Origin of the sequence: Sphingobium sp. MP9-4, assembly GCF_005281675.1 — a bacterium.
In the GTDB taxonomy this organism is placed as follows: Bacteria; Pseudomonadota; Alphaproteobacteria; order Sphingomonadales; family Sphingomonadaceae; genus Sphingobium; species Sphingobium yanoikuyae.
This window is the reverse complement of the sequence record NZ_LUFI01000093.1, coordinates 29021-55081: the sequence shown is the minus strand read 5'-3', so window position 1 is coordinate 55081 and position 26061 is coordinate 29021. Positions and strand designations below refer to the sequence as shown.

The window sequence follows — 26061 nt, the reverse complement described above, 5'->3', positions numbered from 1 at the left end:
CTTGTGCGGAGACAATGGCCGGGCGGCGGCAGGAGTTCCGGCGGGCAGGCCGATCGCCCGCCCGCCGGCAATGTCGCTTAGAGGATCGACTGGCCGGTCTTGGCCCAGTCCGACATGAAGCCGGCAATGCCCTTGTCGGTCAGCACATGGTTGAACAGTGCCTTGATGACGGCCGGCGGCGCGGTCATCACATCGGCGCCGATCTTGGCGCTGTCGAGCACGTGGATCGGGTGACGGACCGACGCGACCAGGATTTCGGTGTCGAACGCGTAATTGTCGTAGATCAGGCGGATGTCTTCGATCAGCTGCATGCCGTCGAAGCCATTATCATCATGACGGCCAACGAAGGGCGAGATGAAGCTGGCGCCGGCCTTGGCCGCGAGCAGCGCCTGGTTGGCCGAGAAGCAGAGGGTGACGTTCACCATCACGCCATCGTCGGTCAGCGCCTTGCAGGTCTTGAGGCCGTCGATGGTCAGCGGCACCTTGATGCAGACATTGGGCGCGATCTTCCGCAGGACCGCGGCTTCCTTCATCATCGTCTCATGGTCGAGCGCGACGACTTCGGCCGATACCGGGCCGTCGACGACGCCACAGATTTCCTCGATCACTTCCAGGAACTTGCGGCCCGACTTGTGGATCAGCGACGGGTTGGTGGTGACGCCGTCCAGCAGGCCGGTGGCGGCCAGGTCACGGATTTCGGCAATGTCGGCGGTGTCGACGAAGAATTTCATGGGATGCTCCGGGGCAGGATTCGCGAATCGGCTCCCTTTAGCGGCTGGCCGATGGATTGGCCATCGGGGCGAACGGTGATTGCCTTGCCCCCCGCCGCCTTCTACCTCTTCCGCGACAGGGGAGCGGCCATGATGTTTGCGATGCGCGCATATATTTGCCTGACCGCCCTCGCCATGCTCGTCCTGCCCTTTTCTGCCCGCGCTGCGGATCAGGAGGCGCAGACCTGGATCAGCGCTGGCGGCGTCGCGCAGATTGACGACAATGATCGCATCGGCATCGAAACAAGCTATCGCCTGCGGCCGGCCGATGACCAACTGCTGCAACGGATCACCCTGGACCATCGGATTGCCGAGGGCGTGCAACTGGGCGGCGGCTTCGCCTTCGTTACCAGCCGAAGGCAGAAGGAAATGCGCTTCCACCAGCAACTGATCATCGACTTGGGCGTGCTGCAGAGCCGCACCCGGCTGGAACAGCGCTACATCGACAGCGCCGCGCGCCCGGCCTGGCGCCTGCGCGAACGTATCCAGATCGACATCCCGCTGGAAAAGCAGCGCAAATGGTTCCTCCTGACCTCCGCCGAATTTTTCTTCGAACTGCACAAGCCAAGCGCGGTCCAGGACAGCGAACTTGTCACCACGCGGCAGCTGATCGGCCTGCGCCATGTGCTGACGCCGCGGCTCGGCATCCAACTCAGCTATATGCGCCAGCATAGTTTCCCCGATAACCGACCCGACGAGGTCGTCCATGTCCCCTGGCTGGCGATCGCCTGGCGGCTCTGACGATTTGCCAGAACGGCAAGAGCGGTTAAGGACGCTCCATGGCCCGCGCCCGTGTCCTCCTGCTCAATGCCGCCCTCGGCCCGCTCGACTATCGCATCCCCCATGGCATGACGGCCAGGCCGGGCAGCATCGTGGTCGCCCCGCTGGGCCCGCGCCAGCTGGTCGGCGTGGTCTGGGACGAGGAATCCTTCCCGGATGTCGAGACGGTCGGCGACAACCGTCTGCGCAACCTGCTGGAAGTGCTTGACGCGCCGCCGCTGCCCGAAACGCTGCGCCGGCTGATCGAATGGACCGCCGACTATTATCTCGCCCCGCCGGCCGCCGTGCTGCGCATGGCGCTGGCGTCGATGTCGGCGCTGGAAGGAACGCGCACCGTCATCGAATATCGTGCCACCGGCCAGCTTCCCGATCGCATGACCGAACAGCGAACCCAGGCGATGGAGCGGATCGGCGACCGGCAGGGGCTGGTGCGCGAACTGGCGATGATCGGCGGGGTCAGCGATACGGTGATCCGCGGCCTGGTGAAGGCCGGCGCGTTCGAGCCGATCGAGGTCAGCGTCGACACCCCCTTCCCCGAGCCCGACCCGGCCCACGCGCCGCCGGCCCTGTCCGATCAGCAGATGGCGGCCGCGACCGACATGGCGGACGCAGTGCGTGCCCATGAATTCGCCCCCTTCCTGCTCGACGGCGTCACCGGATCGGGCAAGACCGAGGTCTATTTCGAGGCGATCGCCGCAGCCATCCGCGCCGGCAAGCAAACCTTGGTGCTGCTGCCCGAAATCGCCCTGACCGAACCCTTTCTGGAGCGGTTCGAGAAACGCTTCGGCACGGTCCCGGTCAACTGGCATAGTGGCCTGCGCCAGAGCGAGCGCCGGCGCGCCTGGCGCGCGATCGCGGCGGGCGAGGCCCGCGTCGTCGTCGGTGCCCGATCCGCCCTGTTCCTGCCCTACCCCAATCTGGGCCTGATCGTCGTCGACGAAGCGCATGAGGCGAGCTTCAAGCAGGAGGAAGGCGTCCATTATCACGCCCGCGACGTCGCCGTGATACGGGGCCTCATCGAACATTTCCCGGTCGTTCTGGCCTCCGCCACGCCGGCAATCGAGACACGGCATCAGGTCGATCTCGGCCGCTATCGCGAGATCAAGCTGCCGGCCCGTTTCGGCGGCGCACAGATGCCCGATATCGAGGGCATCAACCTACTGACCGATCCGCCCGAGCGCGGTCGCTGGATCGCCCCGCCGCTGGTGGTGGCGATGGAGGAAGTGCTGGCCAAGGGCGAGCAGAGCCTGCTCTTCCTCAACCGGCGCGGATATGCGCCGCTGACGCTGTGCCGCCATTGCGGCTATCGCTTCCAATGCCCCAATTGCACCAGCTGGATGGTCGAGCATCGGCTGACCAAGCGGCTCGCCTGCCATCATTGCGGCCATGTCATCCCGGCGCCGCGCTTCTGCCCCGAGTGCAAGGAAGAGGACAGCCTGGTCGCCTGCGGCCCCGGCGTCGAGCGCATCGCCGACGAGGTGAAGGCGCTGTGGCCACAGGCGCGGGTGGCCATCGCCACGTCCGACACCCTGCATTCGCCCGCCCGCGCTGCCGATTTCGTCAAGTCGGTGGAGGCCGGCGACATCGACATCATCGTCGGCACCCAGCTCATCACCAAGGGCTATCATTTCCCCAACCTGACGCTGGTCGGCGTGATCGACGCGGACCTGGGGCTGGAGGGCGGTGATCTGCGCGCATCCGAACGCACCTTCCAGCAGATCATGCAGGTCGCCGGACGCGCCGGGCGCGGCGAAAAGCCGGGCCATGTCTTCATCCAGACCCGCATGCCCGATGCCGAAGTGATCCAGGCGCTGATCGCCGGCGACAGCGAGCGCTTCTATCTGATCGAGACCGAAAATCGCCGCCGCGCCAATGCCCCGCCCTTCGGCCGCTTCGCCGCGATCATCATCTCCAGCGAGGACAGCGACGAAGCTGCACAGACCGCCCGGCTGATCGGCAAGTCGGCGCCGCAGGTGGAGGGCATGCGGGTCTATGGCCCCGCCCCTGCCCCCCTTTCCGTGCTGCGCGGCCGGCATCGCCACCGGCTGCTGATCCACGCCACGCGCCAGGTCGACATCCAGTCGGTGATCCGCGAATGGCTGGGGAATCTGGTGTGGAAATCGACCACCCGCGTCGCAGTGGACGTCGATCCCTACAGCTTCATGTGATGGCCGCGCCGATCGAGAGCCCCTGTCGCAATCTCTGTTCGCTCGATGCCGAGCGCAAGGGCTGCACCGGCTGCGGCCGCACCCTCGACGAAATCGTCCATTGGCGCAGCATGACCGATGCCCAGCGCACCGCCGTCATGGCGCGGGTGAAGGATTTCGAGCCGATCCGCCGTTAAAGCGGCATCGCATCGCCTGGTGCGACGATGATGACCACGCGGCGGTTTTCCTGACGGCCGACCTCGCTATCATTGCTCGCCACCGGCACCCGCAACCCCATGCCCACCGGATGCAGAGCCGCCGGTGCCATGCCGCCCGCCGCCAGCGCGTCGGCAACGGCCTGCGCCCGCTTCTGCGACAATTGCTCATTATAGGCGGCCGTGCCGGTATTGTCCGTATGCCCCTCCACCTTGGCGCCGCGCACTTCGACGGCGACCAGCGCGCTCGCGATCCGGCTGATCACATCGCGCTGCGCCGGGATCAGCACGCTCTGGTCGGTCGAGAACAACAGCCGGTCGGCCATGCCGAATTCCCAGTTGCTGCCGACCGGCTGAAAGCCATTGGCACGCAGCACCGTCTTCTGTGCTTCGGTGAAGCCATCACTCGGCTGCACCGTCTGACAGGCTGCCAGCAAAGTCAGCGCCAGGAGGGAAAGAAGCTTTCGCATATTGTTCCTCATCATCAATTCCGGCCGTCGCTCCGCGCCTTGGCCGCATACATGGCCGCGTCGGCATGGCGCAGCAGTGCGCGCGGATCGACACTGTCCTGTGGATAGAGAGCGCTGCCGATGCTCAGCGAGGATCGGATGCTGACGCCGCTCGGCAACATGATCGGCTGGGTCATGCCGGCCCCGATCTGGGCCGACATCTGATCGGCTTCGGCTCGGGTCGCCCCGGCCGCCAGGATCAGCGCAAATTCGTCGCCACCCAGACGGAAGGCCATGTCGCCCGGCCGCAAAGCCATGCGCAGCCGCGCCGCGATGACGATCAGCATGACGTCGCCGGCATCATGGCCATGGCTGTCATTGACCTGCTTGAACCGGTTCACATCGACATAAATGACCGCGAAGGACGTATCGCCTTCATCGGCCTGCGCCATGGTCGCCGCCAGCTCTCGCTCGAACATCGCACGATTGCCTAGGCCGGTCAGCGGATCGCGCGTCGCCTGGCGCTCCAGGATACGATTCTCGTTCAAAATGCCGGTGTGCCATTCGTCCAGTTCATCCAGCAGCGCATTGAAATCGCGCGCGAACTGATCGACCTCATGAATGCCGGCGACCGGCACGCGCCGATCGAACTGGCGGTCAGTGCGAACTGCATGGGCGACTTGTGCAATATGGGCCAGCGGTCCCGTCACGTCGCGCTGCAACCGCCGCGCCAGCAACTGGGTCGCGACGATGGTCAGACCAAGGCAGGCGAGCGCAGTGGCGACCCCGGACAGGATATAGCGCCCCAGCCCGCCGGCATCGCCGAACACCTGCACTTCGGCCACGACGACCGGCCCATGATGGACCGGCACCCGCACCGGGCTGGGCCAGAACAGCGCGTCCACGATCCGGGACAGGTTGCCGGCCATGCCGCGATCGGGCCGGTTCCAGGCCGCGATCAACCGTCCGTGACGATCATGCAACTCGACCGATCGCACGCTTTCAGATGCCGCCACCGTGGCGATCCCCTGTCGTGCCGCATCGACATCATCGAACACCAGAGCCGGCTCGACCGTATAGGCGACGGTCTGGGCGATCAGCGTCAGGTTCCGGGCGGCATAGCCGCGAATGACGGTGACACCTGTCACCGTCAGCGTCAGGCCCGCCATCAGCACGGCGAACAGGATCAGGCGCAGATGCGCCCGCGCCAGCAACTGACGCAAGGTCGGCATTGCGGTCGAACTTGGTTCGGCCATGGTCAATAGCCCCCCTTCGCCACGCGCAGCACGCGCGGATCGATCCGCACCGTGGATCGGGATACCGCATCGATGTTGAGCTGGAAGGACAGGGTCTGCGGCGCGAACAACAGGCAGAACATTGCCCCGCCCGCACAGTCGCGATCATCCTCCGCGATGGTCACCACCGGATTGCCGCGCACTGCCGCGATCAGCCGCTGGCGCACCACCGCGTCCAGGCTTCCGAGATAAAGCGCATCGCACCGCGCGGCCGGCGCGGCCTCGTCGGCGGCCAGCGCCACCGTGGCGATCCGCGCCCCGTTCGTCAGGCTGATCTCATCCAATTGGTCGCCATGGGCGACGACACCCGCCATACACATGCGCACGACCGGCCGCGCGGTTGGCCAGCGGGTAAATTCCAGGATGGATCCGACCATGCGCGCCACGCCGGCCGCCATCCGGTCGGGGCCGGGGCCGATCGGCATCGCCACCGGCCGCGCCAGCGGCAAGGCCACTGTCATGGTCGGCGTCATCAGCAACAGCCAGAACAACAGACTACGCAAGCCCACCCGCCCCCATCGAAGAAGGCGCGAGCCTATAGTTAATCAAAAGTTAAATTACGAGAATATTGTGACGCAAGCGGATCGAGAAAGGATCACTCACCTGTCGCCTTCGCTGTCATCTTTGCACGTCGCTCCCGCTCCAGCAGGTTCCGCTTGCGATCGACGCCATAGGCGTAACCGCCCAGGCTTCCGTCGCTGCGCAGCACACGATGACACGGCACCAATATTGCCAGGCCATTGTCGCCGCAGGCCGTCCCTGCCGCGCGCACCGCGCCCGGCCGGCCGATCGCCGCGGCGATCTCGCCATAGCTGCGCGTCTCGCCCGCCGGGATCGCCCGCAAGGCGGCCCAGACCGCCTGCTGAAAGGCGGTGCCGCCGACATCGGTTGGCAGGTCGGCCCCCGCCCCCGGATCATCCACCAGTGCAGCCACGACACGCGCCCAGCGATCCAGCGCTGCGTCCGAGGGCAACAGAGTCGCGTTGGGATATCGGCGGCGCAGGTCCGCCTCCCCTTCATCGAAGGCGATGCGGCACAGGCCGCGCTCGGTCGCCGCAACCAGCAGCGCGCCCAGGCTCGTCCCGATCACGACATGGCGGATATCGACACCGCGCCCGCCCTCGCGCCAGGCGCTCGGCGTCATGCCCAGATGCCGTTCGGCATCGGCATAGGCGCGGCTCGGCGCGTTATAGCCGGCCTCATAGATCGCATCGGTCACGCTGCCGGGCGTCGCCAGTGCCGCCTTCAGCCGCTCGGTGCGCAGATCGCGGGCATAGGCCGCCGGGGTCAGGCCGGTGATCCGTTTGAACAAGCGATGGAAATGATGCGGCGCATAGCCGACATGGTCGGCCATCTCCTCCAGCCGGGGCGGCGTTTCGGCGGTGCGGATCAGGCGGATCGCCGCTTCCACCGCCTGCTGGTCGCGCCCCACCTCATCCGGCCGGCAACGCAGGCAGGCACGGAAGCCCGCCGCACGGGCCGCCGCACCATCAGGCAGGAAGATCATATTCTCCCGCTTCGGGTGCCGGGCCGGGCAGCTGGGCTTGCAATAGATGCCGGTGGTCAGCACCGCGCCCACGAAGCAGCCATCCTGTCGGCGATCGCGCGCCAGAAAGGCGGTCCAGCAGGCTGCGGCATCGGGCATGGCGGCAGGGACGGGTTCGGGGCGTGTCATCTGGTTCATGGATATGGGGTAATCCAGACGGCTTGGCGAGGCTTCCCGTCGCTTGCGGTCAAAAGCACACGGCCCGTCGCATCCGCTTTTTCCCGATTGCCTAAAGCGGGCCTTCGCATATGTATGCGCCTCCTATGGTCGCCCTTTTCCGTCGCCTTCGCCCGATCGCCGCGCTTGTCGCGTCCCTCGTCCTGCTCAGCCCCGCACGGGCCGAACAGCAGGATATCACCGCCGCTGCGCGCAGCGTGGTGCGCGTCGCCCTGGTCGCGACCAATGGCGCGGACGCCTATTTCGTGGGCCATGGCAGCGGCATCGCGATCGCCCCGGACAAGGTGCTGACCAACGCCCATGTCGTCGAACTGGCGCGCGAGGAGAAGGATCTCGTCATCGGCGTGATCCCGTCGGAGGGCAAGAAAAGCTATGGCGGGCGGATCATCGCCTATTCGCCGGGCAATGACCTGGCCCTGATCCAGCTGGAGGAAGGCAGCCTGCCGGTTGCCACCTTCTATGCCGGGGCGGTCGATGACGGCCAGCATGTCACCGCCATCGGCTATCCCGGTACCGTCGATCGCGCCCAGGGCCTCAGCCTCAAGCAACTGGTCGAACCGCTCGGCACGGTGAAGACCAGCGGCAGCATCTCGTCCGGCCGCTCCAGCCAGAGCTTCGACACCATCCTGCACACCGCCCCGCTTGCCGCAGGCAACAGCGGCGGCCCGCTGGTCGATGATTGCGGCCGGGTGCTGGGCGTCAACAGCTTCGGCTCGATCTCGGACGGCAATGATGCCGAATTCGGCTTTGCCGTATCCTGGCGCGAAGTCGCCTCCTTCCTGCGCCAGGCCGGCGTGTCCTCGCTCCACACCGTCGTCGCCTGCCGCACCATGGCCGAAGCCGACGCGGCCGAAGCCTCGATCACCCAGCGCGAATCGCAGTTGACCGAACAGAATGACCGCGCCGCCGCCGACAAGCGCGAGCAGGCGCTGCAGCAGGCCCGCGACACCGCCGAGCGCGATGTTATTTCCGGCCGCGAAAATGCGATGGCGGGCGCCGCCGTGCTGCTGGCCCTCGCCGTGCTGGGCCTGGGGGCTGGCGGTCTCTTCTACAGCCAGGGCCGCGAAAAGCGTGCCACCTGGTTCATCGCCGGTGGCGGCATCCTGCTGATGGGCGCGCTTGGCCTGTTCGTCTTCAAGCCCAGCTTTGCCAGCATCGACGAGCGGGTGAAGCTGCCCGAGGACCAGAGCGTGGTCAGCAACAAGGCCTTTGCCTGGGCCGGCGACAATATCTGCCGGATCGACCTCAACCGCAGCCGGCTGACCGTGTCGCAGCCCAATGATGTCGGCCTGAACTGGACCGAGGGCGGCTGCGTCAACGGCGACACGCAGTATCAGGCGACCGGCACGACCTGGCAGCGTGCCCATGTGCCCGACGAGGGCAATTATGTCAGCCGCAGCGAATTCGACCCGGCCACCGGCCTGTTGCGGGTCCAGCGCTGGCTGCCCGACGGCGATACGATGGACAAGGCCCGCGCCCTGCTGAAGGATGGCCCGATCAAGGGATGCAGCAGCGATTCCACTATGTTGACCCGGATTGCGACGCTCCAGTCGGACCTCGCCGCGCTGCTGCCGCCCCAGCCGAACGAGCGGCTGGTCTATCATTGCCAAAAAGGACGGCTTGCCCCCGCAGACCCCGCTCCCTAGCCTGTCCGTTTTCCCGAAAAACTCAGTCAAATTGGCTTGATTTCGTCGATGCGATGGAATCGTGTCACATGACTTGCATAGTCATATTGGCACTGCTAACCGGCCCGACAACAGGGGACGGTTATTACTGCTCCCCCTCTTTTTGCATGACCGGCAAATCAAGTTGGAGGACGGTAAGCGCGTGGAGACTACCGGCGGTATTCAGGCCAGCCTCAGCGGCCGCTATGCGGTGGCGCTGTTCGATCTGGCCCGCGACGGCAAGACGCTCGACACCGTCGCAGCGAGCCTCGCGGCAATCAAGGCGGCGATCGCAGAATCGTCTGATTTCAAGGGCCTGATCAACAGTCCCGTTCTCAGCCGCGACGCAGCGGGTAAGACGATCGCGGCGGTTGCATCCGCCATGTCGATCGATCCGCTGACGACGAATTTCCTGGGCGTACTCGCCCAGAACCGTCGCCTCTCGCAGCTTCCCGCGGTCATCCGCGCCTATGAGACGCTGCTGTCGAATCACAAGGGCGAGGCCCGCGCCGAAGTGACGAGCGCGCATCCGCTCACCAAGACTCAACTGACCGCGCTGGCCAAGGGCCTCAAGGCGCGTGTCGGCCGCGACGTCGCCGTCGAGGCCAAGGTCGATCCCGCGATCCTGGGTGGGCTGGTCGTCAAGATCGGCAGCCAGATGATCGATTCCTCCATCCGCACCCGTTTGAATAGTCTCGCCCTGGCGATGAAAGGCTGAACATGGATATCAACGCCGCAGAAATTTCGAAGGTCATCAAGGACCAGATCGCCAATTTCGGCACCGAAGCGCAGGTCAGCGAAGTCGGTTCCGTTCTGACCGTGGGTGACGGCATCGCCCGCGTCCATGGCCTCGACAACGTCCAGGCGGGCGAAATGGTCGAGTTCGCCAATGGCGTTCAGGGCATGGCACTCAACCTCGAAGCCGACAATGTCGGCATCGTGATCTTCGGCTCGGACGCCGAGATCAAGGAAGGCGACACCGTCAAGCGCACCGGCACCATCGTCGACGTTCCCGTCGGCAAGGGTCTGCTGGGCCGCGTCGTCGACGGCCTCGGCAACCCGATCGATGGCAAGGGTCCGATCGAATATACCGAGCGCAAGCGCGTCGAAGTCAAGGCGCCGGGCATCATCCCCCGCAAGTCGGTGCACGAGCCCGTGCAGACCGGCCTGAAGGCGATCGACGCCCTCGTCCCCGTCGGCCGTGGCCAGCGCGAACTGATCATCGGTGACCGCCAGACCGGCAAGACCGCCGTCGCGATCGATACCTTCATCAACCAGAAGGGCATCAACGCGGGCGACGACGAAAGCAAGAAGCTCTACTGCATCTACGTCGCCGTCGGCCAGAAGCGTTCGACCGTCGCGCAGATCGTCAAGCAGCTCGAAGAAAATGGCGCGATGGAATATTCGATCGTCGTCGCCGCGACCGCTTCGGAGCCCGCTCCGCTCCAGTATCTGGCGCCCTATACCGGCGTCACCATGGGCGAATTCTTCCGCGACAACGGCATGCACGCCGTGATCGTGTATGACGATCTGTCCAAGCAGGCCGTCGCCTATCGTCAGATGTCGCTGCTGCTGCGTCGTCCTCCGGGCCGTGAAGCCTATCCGGGCGACGTCTTCTATCTGCACAGCCGCCTGCTGGAACGCGCTGCGAAGATGAACGACGCCAATGGCAATGGCTCGCTGACCGCGCTGCCGATCATCGAGACCCAGGCAGGCGACGTGTCGGCCTATATTCCGACCAACGTGATCTCGATCACCGACGGCCAGATCTTCCTCGAAACCAACCTCTTTTACCAGGGCATCCGTCCGGCCATCAACGTCGGCCTGTCGGTGTCGCGCGTCGGCTCGGCCGCGCAGACCAAGGCGATGAAGAAGGTTTCGGGCTCGATCAAGTTGGAGCTGGCCCAGTATCGCGAAATGGCGGCCTTCGCCCAGTTCGGTTCGGACCTCGACGCCTCGACCCAGAAGCTGCTGAACCGCGGCGCGCGCCTGACCGAACTGCTGAAGCAGGGCCAGTTCTCGCCGCTGCCGTTCGAAGAGCAGACCGCGTCGATCTTCGCCGGCACCAACGGCTATCTGGACGGCATCCCGGTCAAGGACGTGACCCGTTATGAAGAGCTGATGCTCGCCTATCTGCGTCACGACCACCCCGAAGTGCTGACCGCGATCCGCGACAGCAAGGATCTGGGCGACGACGCCAAGGGCAAGCTGAAGGCTGCGCTGGACTCGTTCGGCAAGACCTTCGCTTAAGACGCTGTGCTGACCGCCCATTCCCTTCTTGCCTGGACCGTGATGTCGATCGGTCTGGTGCTGCTGCCGGGGCCGGACACCATGTTGGTGGCCGGCCACGCGGCGCGCCGCGGGTTCAAGGCGGGAATGGCGGCGATCGGCGGCATACAGCTCGGCGGCCTGTTCTACATGCTGTTGTGCGGCTTCGGCTTCCTCAGCGTGCTGAATGCGGTGCCGGGGCTGTTCTTGGGCGTTAAGATCGCCGGTGCCCTCTATCTGGCCTGGATGGGCTTTGGCCTGCTGCGCGGCGCGATCAAGCCGGCGCCGGCAAGCGAAACGCCCAAGGTCCGGATCGGCGGATCGCCCTTCGCTCAAGGCCTGGTCAGCACCGTGCTGAACCCCAAGGTCGCGATCTTCTTCCTCGCCGCGCTGCCGCAGTTCGTGGGCACTGGCCCGGATGCGCCGTGGCAGGGCATGCTGCTGATCGCGATCGTCTATGGGCTGGGCTTCCTGTGGTGCGCCCTGCTCGCGCTGCTCGCCACCAAGGCGGGCCGCAAAGTGGGGCAGAGCAGCGCGATGCGCTGGTTCGAAGGCGCCATGGGCGTCGGTTTCTTTGGTCTCGCGGGCCGTTTGGCCCTTGCTCGGAATATTTGAACTATGGCTAGCCTCAAGGAACTGAAGCTGCGCATCGGGTCGGTGAAGTCGACCCAGAAGATCACCAAGGCGAAGCAGATGGTCGCCGCGGCCAAACTGCGCAAGGCGCAGGCCGCTGCCGAAGCTGCCCGCCCCTATAGCGAGCGACTGGAAGCGGTCGTCGCGAGCCTGGCGACCAAGATCGCCGGTGGCTCGGGCGAAGGCGCTTCGCCGCTGCTCGCCGGCACTGGCAAGGACGAAGTCCATCTGCTGGTCGTCGCCAATAGCGATCGCGGCCTTGCCGGCGCGTTCAACGCCAATATCGTTAAGGCCGCGCTGGCCAAGGCCCGCGCGCTGGAGCTGGATGGCAAGAAGGTGCTGTTCTACCTGATCGGCCGCAAGGGTCGTCCGGTCATCAACCGCACCTATCCGGGCAAGATCGTCGCCAATTACGACACCACCGGTGCCAAGGAGCCGGGCTTTGCCCAGGCCCAGGCGGTGGCGCAGGAACTCAGCCAGATGTTCCTCGACGGCAAGTTCGACGTCGCCCATCTCTTCTATTCGCGCTTCAAGTCGGCGCTCGCGCAGATCCCGACCGAACAGCAGATCATCCCGGTGAAGATCCCCGCCGACGCCGACCGCAACGCGATCGCCGCCACGGTGGAATATGAGCCGAGCGAGGAAGCGATCCTCGACGACCTGCTGCCGCGCAACGTCACGGTGCAGCTCTTCAAGGCGCTGCTGGAAAACAACGCGTCCGAACAGGGTGCGTCGATGACCGCGATGGACAATGCGACCCGCAATGCCGGCGACCTCATCAACAAGCTGACGATCCAGTATAACCGCAGCCGCCAGGCCGCGATCACCACCGAACTCGTCGAAATCATCTCGGGCGCCGAAGCCCTCTAAGGACAAGCAGGCAAGGACATAGTCATGGCAACCACCAACAATGTAGGCCGCATCTCGCAGGTCATCGGCGCCGTCGTCGACGTGACCTTCCCCGATGCGCTTCCGGCGATCCTTTCGGCGCTGGAAACCAGCAACAACGGCCAGCGCCTGGTGCTGGAAGTCGCCCAGCATCTGGGTGAGAACACCGTCCGCACCATCGCGATGGACTCGACCGACGGTCTGACCCGCGGCCAGGAAGTCACCGACACCGGCGCGCAGATCTCGGTTCCGGTCGGCCCGGCTACCCTCGGCCGCATCCTGAACGTCGTCGGCGAGCCGATTGACGAGCGCGGCCCGGTCGCCACCGAACTGCGTTCGCCGATCCATGCCAAGGCACCCGAGTTCGTCGACCAGTCGACCGACGCCTCGATCCTGGTCACCGGCATCAAGGTCATCGACCTTCTGGCCCCCTATGCCAAGGGCGGCAAGATCGGCCTGTTCGGCGGCGCCGGCGTGGGCAAGACCGTTCTCATCCAGGAACTGATCAACAACATCGCCAAGGGCCATGGCGGCACCTCGGTCTTCGCGGGCGTGGGTGAACGCACCCGTGAAGGTAACGATCTGTACCATGAATTCCTCGACGCCAACGTCATCGCCAAGGATGCCGACGGCAACGCGATCAGCGAAGGTTCGAAGGTGGCCCTGGTTTATGGCCAGATGAACGAACCGCCGGGCGCCCGTGCCCGCGTCGCCCTGTCGGGCCTGACGATCGCCGAATATTTCCGCGACGTCGAGAACCAGGACGTGCTGTTCTTCGTCGACAACATCTTCCGCTTCACCCAGGCGGGCGCGGAAGTGTCGGCTCTGCTCGGCCGTATTCCTTCGGCCGTGGGCTATCAGCCGACCCTGGCGACCGACATGGGTCAGCTGCAGGAACGCATCACCTCGACCAACAAGGGCTCGATCACCTCGGTGCAGGCCGTCTACGTCCCCGCGGACGACTTGACCGACCCGGCGCCGGCGACCTCGTTCGCGCATCTTGACGCCACCACCGTTCTCAACCGCGCCATTTCGGAACTGGGCATCTATCCGGCGGTCGATCCGCTGGACTCGACCAGTCGCGTTCTGGAGCCCCGCGTCGTCGGCCAGGAACATTACGACACCGCCCGTGCCGTCCAGTCGATCCTGCAGAAGTACAAGTCGCTGCAGGACATCATCGCGATCCTGGGCATGGACGAGCTGTCGGAAGAGGACAAGATCACCGTTGCCCGCGCGCGCAAGATCCAGAAGTTCCTGTCGCAGCCGTTCCACGTCGCCGAAGTCTTCACCGGCATCTCGGGCAAGTTCGTCCAGATCGAAGACACGGTGAAGTCGTTCAAGGCCGTGGTCGATGGTGAATATGACCATCTGCCCGAGAACGCCTTCTACATGGTCGGCGGCATCGACGAAGCCATCGAAAAGGCGAAGAAGCTGGCTGCCGAAGCAGCCTAAGCAACAAACCCTCCCCTCCCTTCCAAGGGAGGGGATTGAGGGGTGGGTAGCGAGCGAAGCGCGCTTCCTGTCTCTCGGCTAGGGCGCAGGCCATCGCATCGCGATGGCACCCACCCCCGGCCCCTCCCTGGAAGGGAGGGGGGAGATTTTAGAATGGCACTGCATTTCGAACTCGTGACTCCTGAAAAGCTCGTCCGCTCGGAAGAGGTCTATCAGGTCGTCGTTCCCGGCACCGATGGCGACTTCGGCGTGCTGGAGGGCCATGCGCCCTTCATGTCGACCGTGCGCGATGGCGCGATCCAGATCTTCGCATCGGCTGGCGCCGCGCCGGAAATCATCCCGGTCCAGGGCGGCTTTGCCGAGGTCAATGAAAAGGGCCTGACGGTTCTCGCCGAAAAGGCGGGCTGAGGCTTCCTGGCGCGCAGGCCGATGGGGGAGCCAGGCTCTTTCCAACCTGCCGCATTCATGCCAGACGAACGGACCAAGGGGCGCGCTTTGCGCCCCTTTTTCTTGTGAGTGCCGCCCGCCGATGACCGCCCTCGCCGCCAAGACCGCTGTTTCTGCGCCACCGGCCGGCTCTGGCGGCCTGCTCGCGCACACCGTTCCGGCCGGCTGGCTGATCGCCGCGCTGTTTGCCTGGCTCGGCCTCGACCAGTTGCTGCTCTGGCGCTTCCTGGACGTCGCCCCGTTCTGGGCCTATCCCCTCGCCCTGCTGCTGATCGGCGGGCTGTGCACCGTCATGCTGCGCACCATGCCCGACCGATCGGGACCGAGCATCGGCACGCTGCTGCTATGCACGGGGGTCTCTCTGCTGCTGCTGATGCTCGGCGGCGAAGGCCGGTTCTTCTATGCCAATGTCGACTGGCAGGTGCGGCTCGCCGCGCTTCGCGACATGGCCGTCAATCCCTGGCCCTTCGTCTATACCGAACGGGCTGTCCCCGACCTGTTGCGGGCGCCGATCGGCATGTTCCTCGCCCCTGCCCTGCTCTACAAGGCGCTGGGCGTGCGCGCGGGCGATATCGCATTGCTGGCGCAAAATTCCCTGCTGCTGGGCCTGACTCTCGCGCTTGCCGCGCAACTGTTCGACGGCCGGCGCGGTCGACTGGTCGCGCTGCTCGTCTTCCTCGGCTTCAGCGGCATAGACGCGATCGGCGACCTGGTCCTCAATGGCCGGCTGGGCGACCATCTGGAGGACTGGATCGGCCTCCAATATTCCTCGACCATCACCCTGGCCTTCTGGGTTCCGCAACATGCCATGTCCGGCTGGATCGGGGCGATGGGCTATCTGCTCTGGCGCCGCGAACGATTGCCATTGGCGTCCTATCTCGCACTGCTGCCGTTGACGGCCCTATGGTCTCCGCTCGGACTGATGGGCGCGATGCCCTTCGCCGCGCTGGCCGGCATCCGTACCCTGGCGGCGCGCCGGCTGCGTATCGCCGACATGCTGCTTCCGGCTCTGGCCAGCCTGTTGGCCGTCCCGTCCCTTCTTTATCTCGGCGCGGCATCTGGCGCGGACGTGGGACTAAGATTCCAGCCGATCCCGCCGCTGCAATGGTTGATGTTCCAGGGGATCGAAACCCTGCCCTATCTGGTGCCGTTGCTGTTGGTCGCCCGACCGTCGCGATTTGGCCGAGACACGCTCTGGCTGGCCTTCGCCTGGCTGATGCTGATCCCGTTCGTGCAGATCGGATGGTCGATCGATTTCATGGCGCGGGCATCCATCGCCGCGCTGGCCATCCTGGCAGCGATGCTCGCCGATGAGCTGGGCAATGGGACCGAACGGCGCACCTGGCTGATCGCCATGCTGCTGATCGGCAGCCTGACGGGACTGGCCGAAATCCGCCGCGCGCTTGTCCATCCGCCTGCGCCCGAAGTGCGCTGTTCGGTATCGAAGGCGTGGGACCAGACCTTTGCCGCCTTCCCCAAGGGATCCTATTTCGCGCCCCTGCCCGCCATGCCCGCCCTGGTGCGACCGGCAAGGCCCACACCTGTTCCTGCCAGCGAACCAGCCCGGTGCTGGGACGGACTATGGTTCAGTCCGCATAATTTCCGGCAGCCAGGATCAGGCGGAGAGAATCGCGTAAAGTGACAGGCCGATCGGGAAATTGATGCGGCCCAGCATGTGGCGTTCGGCCGCGAACACCTGTTGCAGCGAGCGATTGAGCCAGGGGGCCGGGCGGGCATCGAGCGGTGCTTCCCGCCGAAGCAACTGATGCGCCATCCGCTGGGCAACGGCGAGCGGGAACAACAGGCTGTTGAAATAGCCCGATGCCTCAACCCGCAAGCCGGCCGCCGCGGCGACGCCAGCAAGGCCATCATGGGTATAGCGGCGCTTGTGATGGTGCAGCACGTCATGATCGGACCATAGCCAGGGAACCGCCGGCACGGTGACGAGCAGTCGCCCGCCTGCCGCAAGCCGGCCGCGCAGTGCGGTGAGCGACGCTTCATCCTGGTCGACATGCTCCAGCACGTCGAGCAGGGCGATCAGGTCATAGCGCCGATCGCCGAAGCCGACCTTCTCCGGCAAGGCGCCTGCCTCCACGGTGGCGACGCCCCGCGCGGCCGCGATGGCCCGTGCTTCGTCATCATATTCAAGCGCATCGACGCTACCATGCTGCGCCAGAAGCGCCAGATTGCCGCCGGTACCGCAGCCGGCTTCCAAGATGCGGGCGTCATCGGGCAAGGCGACATGATCGCGGATCAGGCCATCGATGATGGCGCGGCGGGCGACGAACCACCAATGTTCGCCCTCCTGAGCATTCATGCTCGTATAGGCTGAGCGATCCATTCTTCGTCCCTTTCCAGTTGATCGAGCGTCGGGGTCGCGGCGCCCCCGACGTTGCGCGCCCCGGCATCGGCGGCGACGATATATAGTGGCCGCTGCCGCACCTCGCGGGCGATCCGCCCGACATATTCGCCCATGATGCCCAGGCTGAGCAGGTTAAGCCCGCCAAGGCCCAGCACGGCAACCATCATCGAGGCATAGCCGGGCACGTCGACGCCGGTCGCCAGCGTATGCACGACCAGAAAACCGGCATAGGCAAAGGCAATGAGCGCGATCGCGCCACCGACATAGGACCAGATGCGCAATGGCATGGTGGTCGACGCGGTGATGCCGTCCACGGCCAGGGACCAGAGCTTGCCCAGTCCCCATTTGCTGCGTCCGGTTTCCCGCCGCGCCCGGATATAATCGACCGTCGCGACCCGGAAGCCGATCCAGGAAAACAGGCCCTTGTTGAACCGGGCCTGTTCCCCCAATTGCTTGACGACATCGACGGCCTGCCGGTCAAGCAGGCGGAAATCACCGACATTTTCGGGAATGGGATAATCGGACAGGCGGTTGAGCAGCGCATAGAAGCCCCGCGCGCTCCAGCGCTTGAACCAGCTGTCGCTCGATCGATCGGCCCGCCGCGCGTTGACCACTTGGGCACCAGCGAGCCAGAGACGAACCATGTCGACGATCACTTCGGGCGGGTCCTGCAGATCGACATCGATCGGGATGACCGCGTCTCCGACAGCATGGTCGATGCCGGCCGCCAGGGCGGCCTCCTTGCCGAAGTTGCGCGACAGCCGGACATAGCGCAGGTCCGGGTTGAACCGCGACAATATCTCCAGCACGTCACCGGTGCGGTCCGCGCTGCCATCATCGACGAACAGATATTCGGCGCGCGCGTCAGCGCCGATCAGGGACAGCGCCTCATCCACAGCAGGCCGTGCCGCATCAAGGAAAAGGGAGATGCCATCCTGTTCGTTGAAAACGGGAATGACGATGGACAAGGTTCGCATGGCACCGAAATCCTGAAAGCCTGCAATCCCTATCGGCGAGATTGGTTAATGTCGGGTAACCGTGCCCCGCCCTTCACCCCGATCCGGTACGGCGCCATCCTTGCCGGCGATCCGCGATCCTCAGAATGGGCACCGGCGCATTAGCCATTTGTCAAAGTTTCCAGCTTATTCACCTTCTCCAGCCATGGTGAATCGGCCCATTTTGGGGTGGCTGGCCCGATCGCAGAATTCCGGCGGAGAGTTATGAGCGCATTTGGACGGAAAAATGGACCTGCCGGCATCAAGCCGGGTTTCGGCGTCGCCCGACCGATGCACAGCGGCGGCGCAGCGCGCGAGGAGGCCCCGCGCGGCGGCGAGCAGTTCCCGCCGCTCGACCTGGCGGCCCTGCCGGGCGAAATTCCGCTCGATCCGCTGTCGGCGCCGACCAGCCAGATGCAGCGCAATGCGGACGCCATGTCGCGCCTGTCCGAACGCGCCAATGCCGAACATGTCGCCGATGCCGGCCCGCAAGGGTTCGAGGCGTCGGTTCACAAGATCAAGGAACAGGTGCTTCCCCGCCTGCTCGAACGCGTCGATCCCGAAGCGGCCGCGACCCTCACCAAGGATGAACTGGCGGAGGAATTCCGGCCGATCATCATGGAAGTGCTCGCAGAACTGAAGCTGACGCTCAACCGGCGCGAGCAGTTCGCGCTGGAAAAGGTGCTGGTCGACGAGCTTCTGGGCCTCGGCCCGCTCGAGGAATTGCTGGCCGACCCGGACATCAGCGATATCATGGTCAACGGCCCGGAACAGACCTATGTCGAAAAGAAGGGCAAGCTCCAGATCGCACCGATCAAGTTCCGCGATGAAGAACATCTGTTCCAGATCGCCCAGCGCATCGTGAACAAGGTCGGCCGCCGCGTCGACCAGACCACGCCGCTGGCCGACGCCCGCCTGCCCGACGGTTCGCGTGTCAACGTGATCGTGCCGCCGCTCAGCCTCAAGGGCACGGCCATCTCGATCCGTAAATTCTCAGCCAAGCCGATCACCATCGACATGCTCGCCCAATGGGGCGCGATGAACCAGAAGATGGCGACCGCACTCAAGATCGCCGGCGCCTGCCGTTTCAACATCGTCATTTCGGGCGGTACCGGTTCGGGCAAGACGACGATGCTCAACGCGCTGTCGAAGATGATCGATCCGGGCGAGCGCGTGCTGACCATCGAGGACGCGGCCGAACTGCGCCTGCAGCAGCCGCACTGGTTGCCGCTCGAAACCCGTCCGCCCAACCTGGAAGGCCAGGGCGCGATCACCATCGGCGATCTCGTCAAGAACGCCCTGCGTATGCGCCCGGACCGCATCATCCTGGGCGAAATTCGTGGCGCGGAATGTTTCGACCTGCTCGCCGCGATGAACACCGGCCATGACGGTTCCATGTGTACGCTCCACAGCAACAGCCCGCGCGAATGCCTGGGCCGTATGGAAAACATGATCCTGATGGGCGACATCAAGATCCCGAAGGAAGCCATTTCCAAGCAGATCGCCGACTCGGTCGACCTGATCGTCCAGGTGAAGCGCCTGCGCGACGGTTCGCGCCGCGTCACCAACGTGACCGAAGTGATCGGCATGGAAGGCGACGTCATCGTCACCCAGGAACTGTTCAAGTTCGAATATCATGACGAGGATGACAGCGGTAAGATCATCGGCGAATATCGCTCGATGGGCCTGCGCCCCTATACGCTCGACAAGGCCCGCATGTTCGGCTTCGACCAGCCCTTCCTCGAAGCCTGTCTCTGACCCTCAGGGAATAAAGGCTTCCGCTCCCGCGTAGACGGGGATGTGAATCGTCACATCCTCATCGCGGGAGCAGCCTTTCTTGTCCGTTCGATCCCTTTCGCGCCATGGCCTTGCCGCCATGGCGAGCGCCTTTCTGGGCGATGCCGCGCTGGCGTCAGACGCCTATCCCGACGTGCCCGAACCGATGATCTTCGACATGATGCGGCCGCTGGGCGCCAAGCGCGGCGAACTGGAGGTCAATACGCTGGCGACCGTTCCGCTATCGGGCGATGACGACGCCGTCCATTGGGCGCCGGAAATCGAATATGCCTTTGCCGACGGCTTCGCGATCGAGGGCGAACTGCCCTTCGTCAACGGCCGGCTTGCTGAACTGAAACTGGGTCTGCAGGCGAGTTTCGGCACCACCGGCGGCGGACGCACCGGTCATGGCGTCCAATATCTCGGCATCTATGACCGCCGCGCCAAACAATATCGCAGCAGTTTCGCCTATATGGTGGCCCATCGCTACAATAGCCGCTGGAGCAGCGTGACGATGGCAGGGCTTGCCGACGTAAAGCTGTCGGGCGGCCATGGCCGCAACGGCGTGATCCTCAACCACTCAACCTTCTACGACAGCCGCGAAGGGCAGGTATTGGGGCTGGAGATCAATTATCAGGGCGGCAGCGAGGGCGGCCTGCTGCTGATGCCGCAATTGCACCAGCAACTGGGCGGCAATTTCGCCATGCAGGCGGGCCTTGGCGCGGAACGGCCACGCGGCGATATCTTCCGCCCCACCGCCGGCCTGCGCATCATTCGTCAATTTTAATTGCCCATCGATGGAATAGGCGCGATCCGACAAGCGTAAGCGGGGCATGACGCTGCATTCCCCGCTCTCTTCCCTTCGCGCCCATATTCATGCCGCCCTGCCGGTCGCCACGGCGCCGACATCATCCCGGCCGCTGAAGATCGCGCTGTTTTCGGGCAATTATGATTGCGTGCGCGATGGCGCGAACCGAGCGCTCAACCGCCTGGTCCGGCATATGCTGGACCAACATAAGGCAGAGGTGCGCATCTATTCGCCGACCGCGCCGACGCCGGCCTTCGCCTCGGCCGGCGATGTCCGATCGGTGCGCTCGCTCTGCATTCCCGGTCGCCCGGAATATCGGCTCGCGATCGGCCTGCCCCGTGCCGCCCGCGCCGATCTGGAGGCGTTCCAGCCTGACATCGTGCATCTGTCCGCGCCCGACCTGCTCGGCCGGCAGGCGCTGAACTGGGCGCGGCGCAACGCCGTGCCGACCGTCGCCAGCCTGCACACCCGGTTCGAGACCTATCTTGCTTATTACCGCCTCGGCTTCCTGCGGCGGCAGGTCGTGGCCTATCTCGATCGCTTCTATGGCGATTGCGACCGCATCCTCGCCCCGACCCCGCCGATCGCTGCGGACCTCGCCGCAATCCATGGCGCCGAGCGCATCGCGCTCTGGAGCCGGGGCGTCGATCGATCCGTCTTTCATCCGGCGATGCGAGATGAAAGCCTGCGCGCCCAGCTTGGCTATGCGCCCTACGATGTCATGCCGCTCTTCTTCGGCCGGCTGGTCCGGGAAAAGGGGCTCGACATCTTCGCCGACGCCATCATGGCGGCGCGCGCCAACGGTCTGTCGCTGCGCCCGCTGATCCTGGGCGATGGCCCGGCGCGCGATGCCCTCGCCCGCCATCTGCCCAATGCCAGCTTTGCCGGCCATGTCGAAGGGGCGCGCCTCGGCGCGCTGGTCGCCAGCGCCGACATATTGGTCAATCCCAGCGTCACGGAGGCGTTCGGCAACGTCAATCTGGAGGCAATGGCCAGCGGCCTTGCCGTCCTGTCGGCCGACGTCCCCAGCGCGTCCGCCCTGATCGATAATGGCGTCAACGGACTGCTGGTCCCGCCGGGAGACGTTAGCGCCTATGCCGGCGGCCTGGCTTCCCTCGTCCGCGACACCGGCCTAAGGCGGCGGCTCGGCCGCGCGGCGGAGGCGACGGCAGGCGACTATCGCTGGGACCATGTCCTGGATTCGGTGGCGCGCGTCTATCGCGAACTGGCGGGCGCCCCAATGGAATGATGTGGATGACGGGCAAGCGGACGGACATGGAAATGGAGGCGGACCTGCGCGCCATGCGCCGCTATGCCCGCGCCCTGTCGCGCGACCATGTCGTCGCCGACGATGTGGTGCAGGACGCCGTGATGCGCGCGATCGAACGGCGCGACCAGTTCCAGCCCGATCGCAGCCGCCGCCGCTGGCTGCTGGCCATCGTCCACAATGTCTTCATCTCGGCCAAGCGGCGCGAGGCGGCGGAAACGCGCCGCAATCTGGCCTTTGCCCAGATCCAGGTCGATCATGCCGATCCCGAACAGGAGGTACGCGCCGACCTGATACAGGTCGCCCGCGCCTTTGCCGACCTGCCCGACCATCAGCGCGCCGTCATGCACCTGACCGTGGTCGAAGGGCTGAGCTATCAGGAAAGCGCCGACCTTCTGGGCATAGCGGTCGGCACGGTAATGTCGCGCCTTGCCCGTGCGCGGGCGACATTGCGACAGGACAGAGACAGGCAGCCGCGCGATCGGCTGCGCATCGTAGGAGGACAGGATGAGTGAGGATCCTTCGGAGATCGAACTGATGGCCTATGTCGACGGCCAGCTCGATCCCGGCCGGCGCTTTGCGGTGGAGACCCGCCTGTCGCGCCGGCCCGACCTCGCCGCGCAGGTGATGGGCGACCTCAGCGCCCGCACCGGGCTGCGCCTGTTGGCGCAGGACCGCGCGCCCCTGCCCGAAACCATGGCGGCACAGGTGAGCGCGCTCCACCCGCCGGCCGCGCGCCATCGTCGCTTTGCGATTGGCGCCGGCGGCGGCCTTGCCCTGCTGGCGGCAAGCTTCGTTGCCCTTCTCATGGTACGCGACGGGCCGCCCGCCTATGTGGTCGATGCCGCAACCTCCCACCGCGTCGCCATGATCCGCGCCCGGATGCAGGGGCAGATCGAATCACCCAGCTTCGACCCGCGCGAGATATTGGCCAGCACCCATATCGACATTCCCGGCCTGCCCGCCGACTGGCGCGTGACCGATGTCCAGCTCTTCCCCGGTGAACGCACGCCCGCGCTGCTGATCGCGCTGCGCACGCCCGAAGGGCGCGACCTGTCCATCTATGCCATGCACCGGCGCACCGACGCCCCAGAGCGGCCGGATTCGGTGCGCGAGGGCGCCCAGTCGGTGGCCTATTGGCGGCGCGGCGACATGTCCTATGCGCTGACCGGCGAGGATGAACCGGCCGAGATCGACGCCACGGCGGAATCGATCGCGGGCAGCTGGTCCTGACCGGCCGGTCCATAAGCACCGGATTTCCTTGCCAGTGGGATGCGGGCACGGCACACCCTGCGCTCCAGATCCGTTGAGAGGTTGCCCATGTCCGCTTTTCCCCGCCGATCGATCGCGCTTGCCGCTGCCCTTGCCCTCCTGCCGCTGGGCGCGGCCGTCGCCCAGCATGCCGGCCATGGCGCCGATCCGGTGGCAGCCGCCATCGGCGCGTCCAGCCGCACCCCGGCCAATGTCGCCCGCGACAAATATCGCCATCCGCAGGAAACGCTCGCCTTCTTTGGCGTGACGCCGACCCAGACGGTGGTGGAATGGGCGCCCAGCGGCGGCTGGTACACGGAAATCCTGGCGCCGCTGCTGCGCGACAAGGGCAGCTTCTACGCGCTCCAGCCCACCGGCCGCTATCTTGACGGCTACAAGAAGTTCCTGGCCGAAAAGCCGCAGGCCTATGACAAGGTGAAGCTGGTCGCCTATCCCGAGGAAGCCGCCAGCATCCCGGCCAACAGCGTCGACACCGTGCTGACCTTCCGCAATGTCCACAACATGGTCATGGGCGGCAGCGAGGATGCGACCTTCAAGGCCTTTTTCGCCATGCTCAAGCCCGGCGGCACGCTGGGCATCGTCGACCATCGCCTGCCCGAGGATCGCGACACGGCGCTGGAAAAGAGCAGCGGCTATCTCAAGGTCTCGACCATCCGCCGCATCGCGGAAGGCGCGGGCTTCGAATATGTCGGCGCATCGGAAGTGAACGCCAATCCCAAGGACACGGCCGACTGGGAAAAGGGCGTCTGGACCCTGCCGCCGACTTTGCGTAACGGCGAAGTTGACAGGGCGAAGTATGTTGCGATCGGCGAGAGCGACCGCATGACGCTGAAATTCCGCAAGCCGCTCAAGTAAGAAACCCGACCCAGCCCGGTTGCGCCATCGCGTAACCGGGTTAAGGAAGCGGCGTGTCCAGCGCCGCCGCCCCGTCCCGCCCGCATCGCCCGCTCTTCGCCATCGGCCTGCGCCTGGTCGCGGTCATCTGTCTGGCGGTGATGTTCGTGACCGGTCGGGTTGCCGACGCCCATGGCGTCCATCTGGTCGAAACCCTGTTCTACCGTCAGGCACTTGCCCTGCCCGTGGTCTTCGCCTGGCTGGCGATGAGCAGCGGCATCGGCGCCATCCGCACCCGGCGGATCAGTGTCCATGCGACCCGCATGGTCATCGGCCTCACCGGCATGGCGCTCAATTTCCTGTCCTACATCCTGTTGCCGCCGGCCGAGGCGACGACGATCGGCTTCACCATGCCGATCTTCGGCACGATCCTGTCGGCGCTGATCCTGCGCGAGCCGACGGGCATCCATCGCTGGGCTGCGGTCCTGATCGGCTTTCTGGGCGTCCTCATCATGGTCCGGCCCGAAGGCGGCCATTTCCCGCCGATGGGCGTTGCCGTCGCCATCACCGCCGCGCTGGTGACGGCCAGCGTCAGCCTGGTGCTGCGGGAACTGGGCCGCACCGAGAGCGCGGGGGTCGTCGTCTTCTGGTTCACGGCCCTGTCAGTCCCACCGCTCGGCATCGGCATGCTCTTTTATGGTCAGGCGCATGACGCGCAGACCTGGGGCCTGTTGTTGATGATCGGCCTGTTCGGCGGCATCGCGCAACTCTGCCTCACCGCCGCGCTGCGCTGGGCGCCGGTGTCGGTGGTTCTGCCGATGGATTATAGCTCGATCCTGTGGACCACCCTGCTGGGCTGGGCGATCTGGGGCGACTGGCCGATGTGGACCACCTGGGTCGGCGCCGCACTGATCATCGCCAGCGGTCTCTATATCGCCTGGCGTGAACATCGCCACGCCAGGCGTATCGCGACTGGTTAGGCCAGCAGTTCCGCATCCAGGCTGATATCGGCCTTCAGCAGTTTCGATACCGGGCATCCGGCCTTCGCCTTCGCCGCCAGTTCCTGGAAGGTCGCATCGTCGGCGCCGGGGATCTTCGCCTTCAGCGTCAGCTTGCTCGCGGTGATGGCAAATCCGCCCTCCTGCTGCTCCAGCGTGACGACCGCGCTCGTCTCCATCTTCTCCGCCGTCAGTCCGGCTTCGCCCAGGATCAGCGACAATGCCATGGTGAAGCAGGAGGCATGGGCCGCCGCGATCAGTTCTTCCGGATTGCTGCCCGGCATGCCCTCGAACCGGGTCGCGAAGCCATAGGGATAGGCGTCGAGCGCGCCGCTCTGGGTCGAGATCGTGCCCTTGCCGTCCTTCAGGCCGCCGCTCCAGGCCGCCGAACCGCTGCGATTGATCTTCATGCCGATGCTCCTTGCTGTGAAGCGGAGGAACCCCAGCGGTTCCCCATGGTTGCATCAGAATAGAATGTTTTTGCAGGAGAGTGACAATGGCCGAGATGATGAGCGCGCATCGCCATGACCTGATCGCGTCCGACCGGGTCGAGGGCACCGCCGTCTACAACCGCCAGGGCGACAGGCTTGGCAAGATTTCCCATTTCATGGTCGACAAGCGCAGCGGCCATGTGCGCTATGCGCTGCTGTCCTTCGGCGGCTTCCTGGGCATGGGCAACGAACATTATCCCCTGCCCTGGTCGATGCTGGCCTATGATATGGACAAGGGCGGCTATGTGATCGAACTGGCCAAGGAGGTGCTGGAACAGGCGCCCCATTATCTGGACGAGGACCGGCCGGCCTTCGACGATGCCTATGGCCGCAACGTCTACCAATATTATGGGCTGATCTACCCCTGGTAGCTTTTCCCTGCCCGTTCAGGGGCTTGATGCGGGCGCGCGGCCATGGTGTCGACGCGCCCGTTTACCTGCCATTCAGGTTGCCCAGATTCTGACACATTTCGGCGCTCGCCCATTGTCTACCAGATGAATAGTATTATTTTGGGAGGCTCAGAATAT

General features: G+C 65.3%; 27 protein-coding genes. 19 read left to right on the top strand and 8 right to left on the bottom strand.

Annotation, left to right across the window (positions count from 1 at the left end; all coding sequences use genetic code 11):
- Positions 1-77 precede the first annotated feature (77 nt).
- The gene (gene fsa / locus A0U87_RS24415) at positions 78-731 is read right to left on the bottom strand and encodes a fructose-6-phosphate aldolase (RefSeq protein WP_004210778.1); all 654 of its coding nucleotides are present in this window, start codon (positions 729-731) and stop codon (positions 78-80) included.
- 141 nt (positions 732-872) lie between these two features.
- On the opposite strand from fsa, the gene A0U87_RS24410 reads away from it, so the two are divergent.
- From A0U87_RS24410 to A0U87_RS24400, 3 genes are read left to right on the top strand one after another with little or no spacing between them, the layout of a single operon-like run.
- Positions 873-1511 carry a DUF2490 domain-containing protein gene (locus A0U87_RS24410; protein WP_234415642.1) on the top strand — a complete coding sequence of 213 codons (639 nt, stop codon included), beginning with the start codon at positions 873-875 and terminating at the stop codon, positions 1509-1511.
- A 38-nt stretch (positions 1512-1549) separates the two neighbouring features.
- Entirely contained in the window at positions 1550-3718 is a 2169-nt protein-coding gene (locus A0U87_RS24405) for a primosomal protein N' (RefSeq protein ID WP_048938601.1), read from the top strand.
- Positions 3718-3894, top strand: coding sequence for a DUF1289 domain-containing protein (locus tag A0U87_RS24400; RefSeq protein ID WP_048938600.1), 177 nt, complete (start codon positions 3718-3720; stop codon positions 3892-3894). The genes A0U87_RS24405 and A0U87_RS24400 overlap by 1 nt, the downstream gene beginning before the upstream one ends.
- Here the strand turns inward: A0U87_RS24400 and A0U87_RS24395 are convergent.
- The 4 genes from A0U87_RS24395 to ada all read right to left on the bottom strand — a co-directional run bounded on the left by A0U87_RS24395 (position 3891) and on the right by ada (position 7340).
- Positions 3891-4382 carry an OmpA family protein gene (locus A0U87_RS24395; RefSeq protein WP_048938615.1) on the bottom strand — a complete coding sequence of 164 codons (492 nt, stop codon included), beginning with the start codon at positions 4380-4382 and terminating at the stop codon, positions 3891-3893. The genes A0U87_RS24400 and A0U87_RS24395 overlap by 4 nt on opposite strands.
- A 14-nt stretch (positions 4383-4396) precedes the next feature.
- Complete coding sequence (locus tag A0U87_RS24390; RefSeq protein WP_122927857.1) at positions 4397-5617, bottom strand: diguanylate cyclase; 1221 nt, start codon at positions 5615-5617, stop codon at positions 4397-4399.
- A gap of 2 nt (positions 5618-5619) precedes the next feature.
- A complete protein-coding gene (locus A0U87_RS24385) occupies positions 5620-6165 on the bottom strand; it encodes a YfiR family protein (RefSeq protein WP_234415643.1) in 546 nt (181 codons plus the stop codon).
- 86 nt (positions 6166-6251) lie between these two features.
- Positions 6252-7340: a bifunctional DNA-binding transcriptional regulator/O6-methylguanine-DNA methyltransferase Ada gene (gene ada / locus A0U87_RS24380; RefSeq protein ID WP_048938598.1), complete on the bottom strand. Its 1089-nt coding sequence runs from the start codon at positions 7338-7340 to the stop codon at positions 6252-6254.
- A 125-nt stretch (positions 7341-7465) separates the two neighbouring features.
- Here ada and A0U87_RS24375 point away from each other — a divergent pair, with 125 nt between their 5' ends.
- The 8 genes from A0U87_RS24375 (at position 7466) to A0U87_RS24340 (ending at position 16373) form a co-directional block, all read left to right on the top strand.
- Positions 7466-9025: a serine protease gene (locus A0U87_RS24375; protein ID WP_048938597.1), complete on the top strand. Its 1560-nt coding sequence runs from the start codon at positions 7466-7468 to the stop codon at positions 9023-9025.
- 181 nt (positions 9026-9206) lie between these two features.
- Positions 9207-9761, top strand: a complete 555-nt coding sequence (locus A0U87_RS24370; RefSeq protein WP_004210769.1) for a F0F1 ATP synthase subunit delta — start codon at positions 9207-9209, stop codon at positions 9759-9761.
- 2 nt (positions 9762-9763) lie between these two features.
- A complete protein-coding gene (gene atpA / locus A0U87_RS24365; protein ID WP_004210768.1) occupies positions 9764-11293 on the top strand; it encodes a F0F1 ATP synthase subunit alpha in 1530 nt (509 codons plus the stop codon).
- A gap of 42 nt (positions 11294-11335) precedes the next feature.
- Positions 11336-11926 carry a LysE family translocator gene (locus tag A0U87_RS24360; protein WP_037511450.1) on the top strand — a complete coding sequence of 197 codons (591 nt, stop codon included), beginning with the start codon at positions 11336-11338 and terminating at the stop codon, positions 11924-11926.
- Positions 11927-11929: 3 nt separating this feature from the next.
- Positions 11930-12814 (top strand): F0F1 ATP synthase subunit gamma, encoded by an 885-nt coding sequence (locus A0U87_RS24355; RefSeq protein WP_004210766.1) that lies wholly within the window; start codon positions 11930-11932, stop codon positions 12812-12814.
- Between the two features lie 24 nt (positions 12815-12838).
- The gene (gene atpD / locus A0U87_RS24350; protein ID WP_004210765.1) at positions 12839-14284 is read left to right on the top strand and encodes a F0F1 ATP synthase subunit beta; all 1446 of its coding nucleotides are present in this window, start codon (positions 12839-12841) and stop codon (positions 14282-14284) included.
- 153 nt (positions 14285-14437) lie between these two features.
- Complete coding sequence (locus A0U87_RS24345) at positions 14438-14692, top strand: ATP synthase F1 subunit epsilon (RefSeq protein WP_048938594.1); 255 nt, start codon at positions 14438-14440, stop codon at positions 14690-14692.
- A gap of 121 nt (positions 14693-14813) precedes the next feature.
- Complete coding sequence (locus tag A0U87_RS24340; protein WP_048938593.1) at positions 14814-16373, top strand: hypothetical protein; 1560 nt, start codon at positions 14814-14816, stop codon at positions 16371-16373.
- Here the strand turns inward: A0U87_RS24340 and A0U87_RS24335 are convergent.
- Both A0U87_RS24335 and A0U87_RS24330 read right to left on the bottom strand, forming a co-directional pair.
- The gene (locus tag A0U87_RS24335) at positions 16347-17072 is read right to left on the bottom strand and encodes a class I SAM-dependent methyltransferase (protein ID WP_048938592.1); all 726 of its coding nucleotides are present in this window, start codon (positions 17070-17072) and stop codon (positions 16347-16349) included. The two genes, A0U87_RS24340 and A0U87_RS24335, sit on opposite strands and share 27 nt — an antisense overlap.
- Positions 17045-18070, bottom strand: coding sequence for a glycosyltransferase family 2 protein (locus tag A0U87_RS24330; RefSeq protein WP_048938591.1), 1026 nt, complete (start codon positions 18068-18070; stop codon positions 17045-17047). Before A0U87_RS24330 ends, A0U87_RS24335 begins: the two co-directional genes overlap by 28 nt.
- A gap of 243 nt (positions 18071-18313) precedes the next feature.
- Between A0U87_RS24330 and A0U87_RS24325 the strand changes: the two genes are divergently transcribed.
- The 7 genes from A0U87_RS24325 (at position 18314) to A0U87_RS24295 (ending at position 25025) form a co-directional block, all read left to right on the top strand.
- Positions 18314-19846 carry a CpaF family protein gene (locus A0U87_RS24325; RefSeq protein ID WP_004210759.1) on the top strand — a complete coding sequence of 511 codons (1533 nt, stop codon included), beginning with the start codon at positions 18314-18316 and terminating at the stop codon, positions 19844-19846.
- 79 nt (positions 19847-19925) lie between these two features.
- The gene (locus tag A0U87_RS24320; protein ID WP_234415644.1) at positions 19926-20651 is read left to right on the top strand and encodes a hypothetical protein; all 726 of its coding nucleotides are present in this window, start codon (positions 19926-19928) and stop codon (positions 20649-20651) included.
- A gap of 46 nt (positions 20652-20697) precedes the next feature.
- Positions 20698-21921 (top strand): glycosyltransferase family 1 protein, encoded by a 1224-nt coding sequence (locus tag A0U87_RS24315; RefSeq protein ID WP_048938589.1) that lies wholly within the window; start codon positions 20698-20700, stop codon positions 21919-21921.
- A 5-nt stretch (positions 21922-21926) separates the two neighbouring features.
- Complete coding sequence (locus tag A0U87_RS24310) at positions 21927-22454, top strand: sigma-70 family RNA polymerase sigma factor (protein ID WP_234415645.1); 528 nt, start codon at positions 21927-21929, stop codon at positions 22452-22454.
- A complete protein-coding gene (locus tag A0U87_RS24305; protein WP_048938587.1) occupies positions 22447-23172 on the top strand; it encodes an anti-sigma factor in 726 nt (241 codons plus the stop codon). Before A0U87_RS24310 ends, A0U87_RS24305 begins: the two co-directional genes overlap by 8 nt.
- An 87-nt stretch (positions 23173-23259) precedes the next feature.
- A complete protein-coding gene (locus A0U87_RS24300; protein ID WP_010338569.1) occupies positions 23260-24066 on the top strand; it encodes a class I SAM-dependent methyltransferase in 807 nt (268 codons plus the stop codon).
- A gap of 53 nt (positions 24067-24119) precedes the next feature.
- Positions 24120-25025 carry a DMT family transporter gene (locus A0U87_RS24295; protein ID WP_048938586.1) on the top strand — a complete coding sequence of 302 codons (906 nt, stop codon included), beginning with the start codon at positions 24120-24122 and terminating at the stop codon, positions 25023-25025.
- Here the strand turns inward: A0U87_RS24295 and A0U87_RS24290 are convergent.
- Complete coding sequence (locus A0U87_RS24290; RefSeq protein ID WP_017500508.1) at positions 25022-25453, bottom strand: OsmC family protein; 432 nt, start codon at positions 25451-25453, stop codon at positions 25022-25024. The two genes, A0U87_RS24295 and A0U87_RS24290, sit on opposite strands and share 4 nt — an antisense overlap.
- An 86-nt stretch (positions 25454-25539) precedes the next feature.
- Between A0U87_RS24290 and A0U87_RS24285 the strand changes: the two genes are divergently transcribed.
- Positions 25540-25905: a PRC-barrel domain-containing protein gene (locus A0U87_RS24285; protein ID WP_004210742.1), complete on the top strand. Its 366-nt coding sequence runs from the start codon at positions 25540-25542 to the stop codon at positions 25903-25905.
- Positions 25906-26061 lie beyond the last annotated feature (156 nt).

Excerpts from the sequence above, each read along its gene's own strand:
- fsa (WP_004210778.1), bottom strand. The coding sequence starts at position 731 with ATGAAATTCTTCGTCGACACCGCCGACATTGCCGAAATCCGTGACCTG.
- A0U87_RS24410 (WP_234415642.1), top strand. The coding sequence starts at position 873 with ATGCGCGCATATATTTGCCTGACCGCCCTCGCCATGCTCGTCCTGCCC.
- A0U87_RS24405 (WP_048938601.1), top strand. The coding sequence starts at position 1,550 with ATGGCCCGCGCCCGTGTCCTCCTGCTCAATGCCGCCCTCGGCCCGCTC.
- A0U87_RS24400 (WP_048938600.1), top strand. The coding sequence starts at position 3,718 with ATGGCCGCGCCGATCGAGAGCCCCTGTCGCAATCTCTGTTCGCTCGAT.
- A0U87_RS24395 (WP_048938615.1), bottom strand. The coding sequence starts at position 4,382 with ATGCGAAAGCTTCTTTCCCTCCTGGCGCTGACTTTGCTGGCAGCCTGT.
- A0U87_RS24390 (WP_122927857.1), bottom strand. The coding sequence starts at position 5,617 with ATGGCCGAACCAAGTTCGACCGCAATGCCGACCTTGCGTCAGTTGCTG.
- ada (WP_048938598.1), bottom strand. The coding sequence starts at position 7,340 with ATGAACCAGATGACACGCCCCGAACCCGTCCCTGCCGCCATGCCCGAT.
- A0U87_RS24375 (WP_048938597.1), top strand. The coding sequence starts at position 7,466 with ATGGTCGCCCTTTTCCGTCGCCTTCGCCCGATCGCCGCGCTTGTCGCG.
- atpA (WP_004210768.1), top strand. The coding sequence starts at position 9,764 with ATGGATATCAACGCCGCAGAAATTTCGAAGGTCATCAAGGACCAGATC.
- A0U87_RS24360 (WP_037511450.1), top strand. The coding sequence starts at position 11,336 with ATGTCGATCGGTCTGGTGCTGCTGCCGGGGCCGGACACCATGTTGGTG.
- A0U87_RS24355 (WP_004210766.1), top strand. The coding sequence starts at position 11,930 with ATGGCTAGCCTCAAGGAACTGAAGCTGCGCATCGGGTCGGTGAAGTCG.
- atpD (WP_004210765.1), top strand. The coding sequence starts at position 12,839 with ATGGCAACCACCAACAATGTAGGCCGCATCTCGCAGGTCATCGGCGCC.
- A0U87_RS24345 (WP_048938594.1), top strand. The coding sequence starts at position 14,438 with ATGGCACTGCATTTCGAACTCGTGACTCCTGAAAAGCTCGTCCGCTCG.
- A0U87_RS24340 (WP_048938593.1), top strand. The coding sequence starts at position 14,814 with ATGACCGCCCTCGCCGCCAAGACCGCTGTTTCTGCGCCACCGGCCGGC.
- A0U87_RS24335 (WP_048938592.1), bottom strand. The coding sequence starts at position 17,072 with ATGGATCGCTCAGCCTATACGAGCATGAATGCTCAGGAGGGCGAACAT.
- A0U87_RS24330 (WP_048938591.1), bottom strand. The coding sequence starts at position 18,070 with ATGCGAACCTTGTCCATCGTCATTCCCGTTTTCAACGAACAGGATGGC.
- A0U87_RS24325 (WP_004210759.1), top strand. The coding sequence starts at position 18,314 with ATGAGCGCATTTGGACGGAAAAATGGACCTGCCGGCATCAAGCCGGGT.
- A0U87_RS24315 (WP_048938589.1), top strand. The coding sequence starts at position 20,698 with ATGACGCTGCATTCCCCGCTCTCTTCCCTTCGCGCCCATATTCATGCC.
- A0U87_RS24310 (WP_234415645.1), top strand. The coding sequence starts at position 21,927 with ATGACGGGCAAGCGGACGGACATGGAAATGGAGGCGGACCTGCGCGCC.
- A0U87_RS24305 (WP_048938587.1), top strand. The coding sequence starts at position 22,447 with ATGAGTGAGGATCCTTCGGAGATCGAACTGATGGCCTATGTCGACGGC.
- A0U87_RS24300 (WP_010338569.1), top strand. The coding sequence starts at position 23,260 with ATGTCCGCTTTTCCCCGCCGATCGATCGCGCTTGCCGCTGCCCTTGCC.
- A0U87_RS24290 (WP_017500508.1), bottom strand. The coding sequence starts at position 25,453 with ATGAAGATCAATCGCAGCGGTTCGGCGGCCTGGAGCGGCGGCCTGAAG.
- A0U87_RS24285 (WP_004210742.1), top strand. The coding sequence starts at position 25,540 with ATGGCCGAGATGATGAGCGCGCATCGCCATGACCTGATCGCGTCCGAC.